The 7618-nt window shown below is 61.7% G+C and carries 5 protein-coding genes and 1 pseudogene; 3 read left to right on the top strand and 3 right to left on the bottom strand.

Annotated elements, in window-relative coordinates; genetic code table 11:
• Positions 1–127: 127 nt before the first annotated feature.
• Positions 128–622 (top strand): methyl-accepting chemotaxis protein, encoded by a 495-nt coding sequence (locus CKO36_RS18225; protein ID WP_338053522.1) that lies wholly within the window; start codon positions 128–130, stop codon positions 620–622.
• Between the two features lie 40 nt (positions 623–662).
• Here the strand turns inward: CKO36_RS18225 and CKO36_RS18220 are convergent, their stop codons facing one another.
• The gene (locus CKO36_RS18220) at positions 663–1427 is read right to left on the bottom strand and encodes a hypothetical protein (protein WP_200286336.1); all 765 of its coding nucleotides are present in this window, start codon (positions 1425–1427) and stop codon (positions 663–665) included.
• A gap of 285 nt (positions 1428–1712) precedes the next feature.
• Between CKO36_RS18220 and CKO36_RS18215 the strand changes: the two genes are divergently transcribed.
• Complete coding sequence (locus CKO36_RS18215; RefSeq protein WP_200286335.1) at positions 1713–3842, top strand: putative bifunctional diguanylate cyclase/phosphodiesterase; 2130 nt, start codon at positions 1713–1715, stop codon at positions 3840–3842.
• Positions 3818–5884, top strand: a complete 2067-nt coding sequence (locus CKO36_RS18210; RefSeq protein ID WP_200286334.1) for an ATP-binding protein — start codon at positions 3818–3820, stop codon at positions 5882–5884. The genes CKO36_RS18215 and CKO36_RS18210 overlap by 25 nt, the downstream gene beginning before the upstream one ends.
• Before the next feature lie 128 nt (positions 5885–6012).
• Here CKO36_RS18210 and CKO36_RS18205 read toward each other — a convergent pair whose 3' ends face one another.
• Positions 6013–6501: a DUF4405 domain-containing protein gene (locus tag CKO36_RS18205; RefSeq protein WP_200286333.1), complete on the bottom strand. Its 489-nt coding sequence runs from the start codon at positions 6499–6501 to the stop codon at positions 6013–6015.
• A 307-nt stretch (positions 6502–6808) separates the two neighbouring features.
• A pseudogene (locus tag CKO36_RS20575) lies at positions 6809–6919 on the bottom strand (IS982 family transposase); the annotation flags it as partial.
• Between the last annotated feature and the right edge of the window lie 699 nt (positions 6920–7618).

The raw sequence follows: 7618 nt of genomic DNA, 5'->3' as shown, positions 1-7618 counted from the left end.
GGCTCACTTCGATGGTGATCTCTTCGCCCGAACGCCGAACAACCGTGGCCATGATCGCTCCTCGCCTCATCATTTACAGAGGCTTAGAGCATACTCCTCGAAATAACATCTTGTCGAGGCCGCACCCATCCGCAGTATTGCCGAGCAAACCAACTTGCTTGCGCTGAATGCGGCGATCGAAGCTGCCCGTGCGGGCGAGCAGGGGCGGGGCTTTGCCGTGGTCGCGGCTGAAGTCCGTACTCTGGCATCACGCACGCAGTCTTCTACGGATGAAATTCAGACGATGGTGCAGCGTTTACAAACGGGGGCGCAACAGACCGAGGCGCGAGTGCTTTCCGGGCATGACAAGGCCCAGGATAGCGTGGAGCAAGCCGAACGGGTTGCAGCCTCGCTGGGTGAGATCGCCGGTTCGGTGGCACGGCTTCATGAGATGAATGCGCAGATTGCCTGCGCCGCTAGGCAGCAGAGCGTAGTGGCCGGGGATGTGAACGACAACGTGCGTCAGATCACCCAAGTGGCGGAGTTGACCAGTCAGAATACGCAACGCACGGCGGTGGCGGCCGAACAGTTGAGCGGATTATCCAGTCAATTGCGTGATGTGGTGCAACGCTATCGGATCTGAGGCGATTATCCGGTATCACTGCCATCCGGCGGCGCTTCATTTAGCATCCATTGCAGGGTGTCGCCTGCATGATGCGCAAGGCCGTGGCAGGGGAGGATGATTGCGGGGCTTTGGTGTCCGCAACGGGCGGCTCCATGGCCAAGGCTGTCTTGGTCTGCGCTACGGTAGCCCAGGTATCGCGAAACGCCGCCATTCCCGCACTGCGTCCGCGCCTGGTGGCGTTGTGATCGGCGATACGAATCACCCATTGCCAATTGGCTGGAGCATCGGTGGCCTGATCTAAACTTGGGTGTGGCTCCAGGGGGTGATCTGGTGCAGCGGTCAATCGCGGCAACACATCGGCGGCAAGGAGGCGGTAGCCGCTGGCATCAAGTTGCGAAAGACCGGTGTCTGCTGGCCATTGGTCGGCGTCCATGCGCCAGCGCAATTCGAGCGCACACCCCTGGGCTGGGCAATGTTCGAGCGGAATCGTCAGCCGCCTGTCCTGCTGGAACGCTGTGACCTCCATACATTGCAGCGCCACCTGTACCGCTCCGATGGTACCGGGTGGCAAGGTGGCGAACACGTTTCCGCTGTCGCTGTGGGTACCAAACGCAATCAGCCGTCCCTCAATTTGGCGCAGTTCAGGATGCACATCCAACTCGATCCATCCCCCGTTAATCGTCAACTGGGGTGCGGTCATCACGGGTGTGAAGGGTACAGTCAGTCCGAAACCAATCCCAACCGCAAGTAACAGCCCCGTGCCCGCCCCCAAGGGCAGCAGGTGCGACATCACGCGTGCGAACAGGCACTGCATCTGTGACATAGTTCATCAACTCCTTCGACCGGTGTAACCCGGGTATCGCGACAGTTCTTGACAGGATTGAGGGAGCTTACCAAAATGCGAATCATTCTTGTTAATAATTTTATGGTGCTTGGAGGTCTTTCCTGATGACTCGACCCTTTGTCCGTTCTTTGTGGATGCTGACGGCCCTGCTAACCCTCGCAGCGGGCGTGCCGGCACGAGGCGATCTTGCCTGGGCGCAACAAAGTCGTGGGTCTTGAATTTGTGAGTCAGGGGGGCGGGTTCGCCCGTCGCGCACCACCGATCATGTCCTTGCATCGGACGCCCCACATCCTAGTGGTCGATGACGACCCGGTCACACAAGTACTGATCGCCTCGGCGTTGGCCGAGGGATTTCACCTGGAGGAAGCCTCGAGTGGTGAGGAGGCCCTTACAGCCTTTGATCAGCGCACGCCCGATCTGGTGCTGCTCAATGTGGTGATGGCCGGGCTGGATGGTTTCGCTGTGTGCGCAGCGCTACGCGCCCGTCCTGAGGGAACATCCCTGCCAATCGTGATGATGACTGCGCTGGAAGATGTTGCGTCCATTGCGCACGCCTATGACGCGGGTGCGACTGCTTTTATTAGCAAACCGCTGCATCCGGTGCTGCTCAACCACCGGTTGCGCTACCTGCTGCGCGCCCAGCAGACGCTCGCGGCGCTGCATCGGCGCGAGCACCAACTCGGCCATGCCCAGCGCATCGCCCGGTTAGGTGACTGGGAGTATGATCCGAACGCGCACTGTTTTCATCTCTCCATCGCTGCCAGGCACCTGTTGGGCCTCGACGAGAACCTGGACACGGTGACACTCGAACAGCTATTGGCGGCCATTCACCCAGAGGATCGCGAATCGACGCGACGCGCGCTGGCGCAGCTGGTCCCCACGCCCAAGACCATGGAATGGCGCTGCGAGCATCGACTCGCAGTCGATGACACGCGCGTCATGGCGCAAGTGGGCGAATACCACCCCGGGCCGCCGGGACATTGGCATGGGGCGGTACAGGATGTTACCGAGCTGCGCCAGTCGGCCCGGCGCATTCTCCATCTGGCCTATTACGACGCGGGCACCGGCCTGCCCAATCGGGCCTTCCTGCTCGAAGCTCTGCAGCGGCGCCTGACCCGCCGTCCAGCAGCGGCACCGGCGCGCGGCGACTGTCTGCTGGTCATCGACATCGGCGCCCTGCGCCGGGTAGGTGCTGGCTGGGGCCAGGCGGTCACCGACACCCTGCTGCGCGATCTGGCGCAGGTGCTCCTGGGCGATCTCGGGGCAGTCGCGCCCCGCACGAGCCACGATGCGCCTCAGGACTGGAATGGCGAAGTGCTGCTGGCGCGGGTCAGCGATACCGCCTTCGCCATTCTCCCGGCAGTCACCGATCCGCAAACCCCCGAAGACATTGCCCGGCGGTTGCTCGCGCGTCTGCGCCAGCCAATGGCAGTGGCCGGGATCGATCTGCTGGTCAATGGTGCCATTGGCATCGCCAAGGCGCCTGCGCATGGCGATGACGCCGATCAGCTGCTGCGCCGAGCGATAACCGCCGCCCTCAGTGCCGCTGCCGAGTCACCGGCGGCGGGCGATAACCGGCGGGTGTGCTGTTACCATCCAACACTCGACCGTGGCGAGCGCGACCGCATCACCCTGGAAGCCCGGTTGCGCCGTGCCATCGACGCATCGGCGCTGGAGCTGTGGTATCAGCCCAAGGTCGATGCGCGCGACGGGCGCCTTGTAGGCGCCGAGGGACTGGTGCGCTGGCGCGATCCGCAGGCGGGTCTGATCGAACCCGGGCGCTTCATTCCCCTGGCTGAGGAGACCGGCCTGATCGTACCCCTGACCGAGCGGGTGCTGGAGTTGGCCTGCGCGGCACTGTGCGATCTGCACGTGCGTGGACACGGCGATTTGACCCTGGCGATCAACATCAGTGCCGCCCAACTCGATCACCAGCACTTGGCCGAGGAGATCGCCGCGCGCCTCGGTCGCGCTGGCATCGCCCCGGCGCGCCTGGAGCTGGAAATCACCGAGCGTGCGTTGATGCCGCGCCTCGACAGCGTGTTGGGTACCCTGGAAAAATTGCACGAACTTGGCGTTGCCCTGTCGCTGGACGACTTCGGTACTGAGTACTCTTCGCTGGGTTACCTGGGGCGCTTTCCGCTCGATTCTCTCAAAATCGACCGATCCTTCATCGCCGAATTGGGCCGCAGGCGTGCCGGCGAGGCGGTGGTGTCAGCCATCATCGCTCTGGCGCGCGGCTTGCATTTGAAGGTGATCGCCGAAGGCATTGAGACTCGCGCCCAGGCCGACTGGCTGCTTGCCCAAGGTTGTCATTGGCATCAGGGATTTTTTTATGCCCGACCGCTGCCCTACGCGGAGTTTCTGACATGTTCGCACCGCCTGCTATGCTGATTCTGGCCACGGCTCTGGCACTGATCATGGTGCTGTTGGTGATTCTGGCCATCGCCAATCGCCGTCTGCGCGCCACCCAGGCGCGCCTGGCCGCATCCGAGCACCGCTGGCTCAGGGCGTTGGATGCCGCTGGCCATGGCGTCTGGGATTGGGATACGCGCACGGATCGGGTGTTTTACTCTCGTTGCTGGAAGCGCACCCTGGGCTATGACGAGGCTGACATCGAGCCAAGGTTCGAGGAATGGCGCTGTCGGGTGCATCCGGAGGATCTGTCGGTGGCGATGGAGAACCTGGAGCGGCATCTGCGTGGCGGCAGTGCGTTTTTCAGTATTGTACACCGTTTGCGCGCCAAAGACGGCCACTATCGTTGGATTCTTGGCCAGGGGGCTGCACTTGAGCGGGACGACCAAGGCCAAGTCCTGCGCATGATGGGTACCAACACCGACGTGACCGCCTATCGCCAGCTCGAACCCGAGCGCGAGCAGGCGCTGCGCGAAGCCGAGCGTTTAGCGGCACTGAAAAACGCCTTCTTGGCCAACATGAGTCACGAAATTCGCACCCCGCTCAATGCGATTCTGGGGCTAACCCGGATGGGCCGTCGCGACTACGACACCGAGGCGCCCGGGCCGCTGTTTCGCCGTATCGACCAGGCCGGTCGCCATCTGCTGGGTTTGCTCAACGACGTGCTCGACTATTCCAAGATCGAAGCCGGCAAGCTATGTATTGCACCCGAGCCGTTCCGGCTGGCCGACTGTCTTGCCGAGGTGCAGTCGATCATCAGCCCTCAGGCCAGTGCCAAGGCGTTGCGACTCACCATCGAGTCGGCGCCAGATTTGCCCGAATGGGTGCAGGGCGATGCGCTGCGCCTGCGCCAGATTCTGATCAATCTGCTCGGCAATGCGGTCAAGTTCACCTGTGTCGGCGACGTCTGTTTGCACATTCGACGGCTGGGCGAACCGCTTAGCTTCACGGTGACCGATACCGGCATTGGGATGTCCGCTGAGCAGATCGAACGTATTTTCCAGCCCTTCGAGCAAGCCGAACGCGGCACCGCACGCCAGCATGGCGGCAGCGGACTGGGGCTGGCCATCAGCCAGCAGTTGGCGCGTCTGATGGGTGGCTCGCTGGACGTGGACAGCGAGCCGGGTTTGGGCAGCCGCTTCGAGGTGCGGCTGCCGTTGCCAGCGACCGAGGCACCAGCACGCCCTCTAACGGACACTCATCCCGAACACCTGGCGCGCCGCCTGAGCGGACTGCGCGTTTTAGTGGTGGACGATATTGAGGTCAACCGGCTGGTGGTCGAGGATCTGCTCAGTCACGAGGGGGCTAGTGCGATCAGCGCCGCCAGCGGACAAGAGGCCCTGGCGCTGATCCAGGCGCGGGCGGCCTCCATTGATGCGGTGCTGATGGATGTTCAGATGCCGGAAATGGATGGCTACGAAGCCACCCGGCGCTTACTGGCGCTGCGCCCCGACTTACCGGTCATCGGGTTAACCGCCCATGCCCTGGCCGATGATCGGCGGCGGAGTCTGGAGGCGGGCATGCTGGCGCATTTAACCAAACCCATCGACAGCGAGGCGCTCGTGGAGGCACTGCTGCGCTGGCGACCCGCGACCCTGTCGGCGGCGCCGGTCGAGCCAGCGCCGGCGCCGGCACCGGCACCACCACTGAATGTCGTTGTACCCGATGCCGCCGCCGATAGGGTTCCGGCGATCGATTGGAATAGTCTGACTCAGCGCTTTCAGCAGACGCCCAACCTGATCGAGCGCCTGTTTGCCGCTACTCGCGCCACACAGGCAGACATTCCAACTGCGTTGCGCGCCGCAGCGGCGGCAGGTGATCTCGATGCCTTGTTTCGCAAAGCCCACGCCATCAAAGGGCTGGCGGCCAATTTATGCGCCCATGCGTTGCGCGATCAGGCCCACGCTCTATGCGAGCGCGCCCGCGCCGGTGAACGGGACGCGCTGCAGGATGCCGAATCCCTGGCCAGCGCGCTGGAACACATGCTTGAACAACTGAAGCGTCACGCGGATCAGGACTGAAACAGACCTAAACTCAAGGGATCGACAGTCGCGCCGCCCGCATGCTTAAACCCGCTGAAATCCTATAGACTGGGGCACTACCGCCAATCGGGACTCACTCGACACTCGACTGGCCGCATGATCATGATTTAGTTGAACAGAGTGTGCATCAATTCTGGCGGACGGGTGCCGTTGCGCGAGGCGATCTCCTCAATCGACTGGGCGGTGCTGGCAACCTTGAAACCTTTGGACTGGAGCTTGGCGGCCAGACGGTCGGCGCTGTCGTCCAGTAAGGGGGCGATTTCGGTCAGCGGGGCGCGCATGAAGCTGTGAAGGATACGGTGACGTGCGTTGCTACCTTCGTGACCAACGGAGACGGCTATCAGGGACACCGTCGCCAGCGCTATGACCCCGATGATCCCAAGCGCCATGCGCTGGCTGAAATAGTTTTTGACGCCACGCCAATGGGTAGCGACGTGCAACCCGACCAAGACCGCGAACGCTAGGCCGATCCATTCGTGGGCCAGCTTGACCGGGTCGTGCATGCCGAAGAACATGAGCACGCCGGAGACAGACACGAAGACTCCGGCGGCGATAATGCCCGGGGTGGACCATTGACGGGTGTTTGAACTGATCATGGGAGAACCTCTCTCGATGTGGGGGGGGGAATCGGATGGGGGCTATTTCACCGCGCCTCTGTATCCAGAATTTGCCGAGAGAAGGCGAGTTTTGTGACTTTGTGTGACAAGAGGCGGGATCGATACAGGTTGTCACTTATTTGGGCTATTCGGCGCGAGCTTTGTAACAGGCGGTTCACCACCCATCCACGTTAAAGTAACGTGGCTCAAACGTTCGAGACTCATTGCGCTGCTTGGATATTTTTGAGTTCAGCCAATGGCCAAGGGCATTGCTTACAAGTTAACCCAAGTTGCCACCTTGGCTGATTCAGAAAAGGAAATTGAGGCTACAGGCCAGGATAAAGAATGCTGTCTTGAGTTCAAAACCGGCAGCGATCACGCTGTAGATATGCTTGGGTAGCAATCGTTCGATGAGGCTCAGGCTCAGGCTCGGGCTCGGGCTCGGGGTTAGATCTCGCCTTTGCGCCAAGAGTGCGTCATCTGCGCAGGAGGAACGCCGATCCATCTGACCTGACTGTTCGCCTCTTTGGCTCATGCCCATCAACCCTAGCTCCCGACCGCCTCGAGGCTGGCAGTCACAATGTCCCCTCACGGGTTCGTTGCCCGCTCATCAGGCGGAGATTACAGCTCTCCCGAGCGCTTCGCACCCCGAGGTTACCCTCGACGCACGGTCCGGTAGGGGATCGGTGGCAGAACACCGGATCTGTTGTTTCCTTGATAAATACAGGCGCGACCTCGTGTCGGATGCGCTCTGCATCTCGCCTTCGCCGACGTCTACCGGGGGGGCTCGGTTTCGTTTCGGTCTCCATGCCTCGCGGAGGTGTTGGCCCCAGCGCGATCACGGCTAGTGTTAGCCCCAGAAAAGCCCGGGGGCTCCTTCGAACGACGGCCAAAGCTTGAACAGCAATTCCCGCCGAAAAAATTTTCGGCGTAACAACAGCAGGTTGGCCCAGGCTCAAAAAAAGTTTTTCGTAAACTTTTGGCGCTGATTCGGTAGACTGGCCGGCATCGTTCAATGTCAGATTGCGAGGGTGGTGCTGATGAGCACGCCGTTTTGCCGCAAGCATCTCAGCATTGAGGGGCTGCTCAAAGAAGCGCATCAGGTGTTTCGTCGAAT

The sequence above is a fragment of the Rhabdochromatium marinum genome, assembly GCF_016583795.1.
Lineage (GTDB): Bacteria > Pseudomonadota > Gammaproteobacteria > Chromatiales > Chromatiaceae > Rhabdochromatium > Rhabdochromatium marinum.
This window is presented reverse-complemented; position numbering and strand designations above follow the sequence as displayed.

What these genes read in the sequence shown, in the direction of transcription:
- CKO36_RS18220 (WP_200286336.1), bottom strand. Translation starts at nt 1,427, where the DNA reads ATGTCACAGATGCAGTGCCTGTTCGCACGCGTGATGTCGCACCTGCTG.
- CKO36_RS18215 (WP_200286335.1), top strand. Translation starts at nt 1,713, where the DNA reads ATGTCCTTGCATCGGACGCCCCACATCCTAGTGGTCGATGACGACCCG.
- CKO36_RS18210 (WP_200286334.1), top strand. Translation starts at nt 3,818, where the DNA reads ATGTTCGCACCGCCTGCTATGCTGATTCTGGCCACGGCTCTGGCACTG.
- CKO36_RS18205 (WP_200286333.1), bottom strand. Translation starts at nt 6,501, where the DNA reads ATGATCAGTTCAAACACCCGTCAATGGTCCACCCCGGGCATTATCGCC.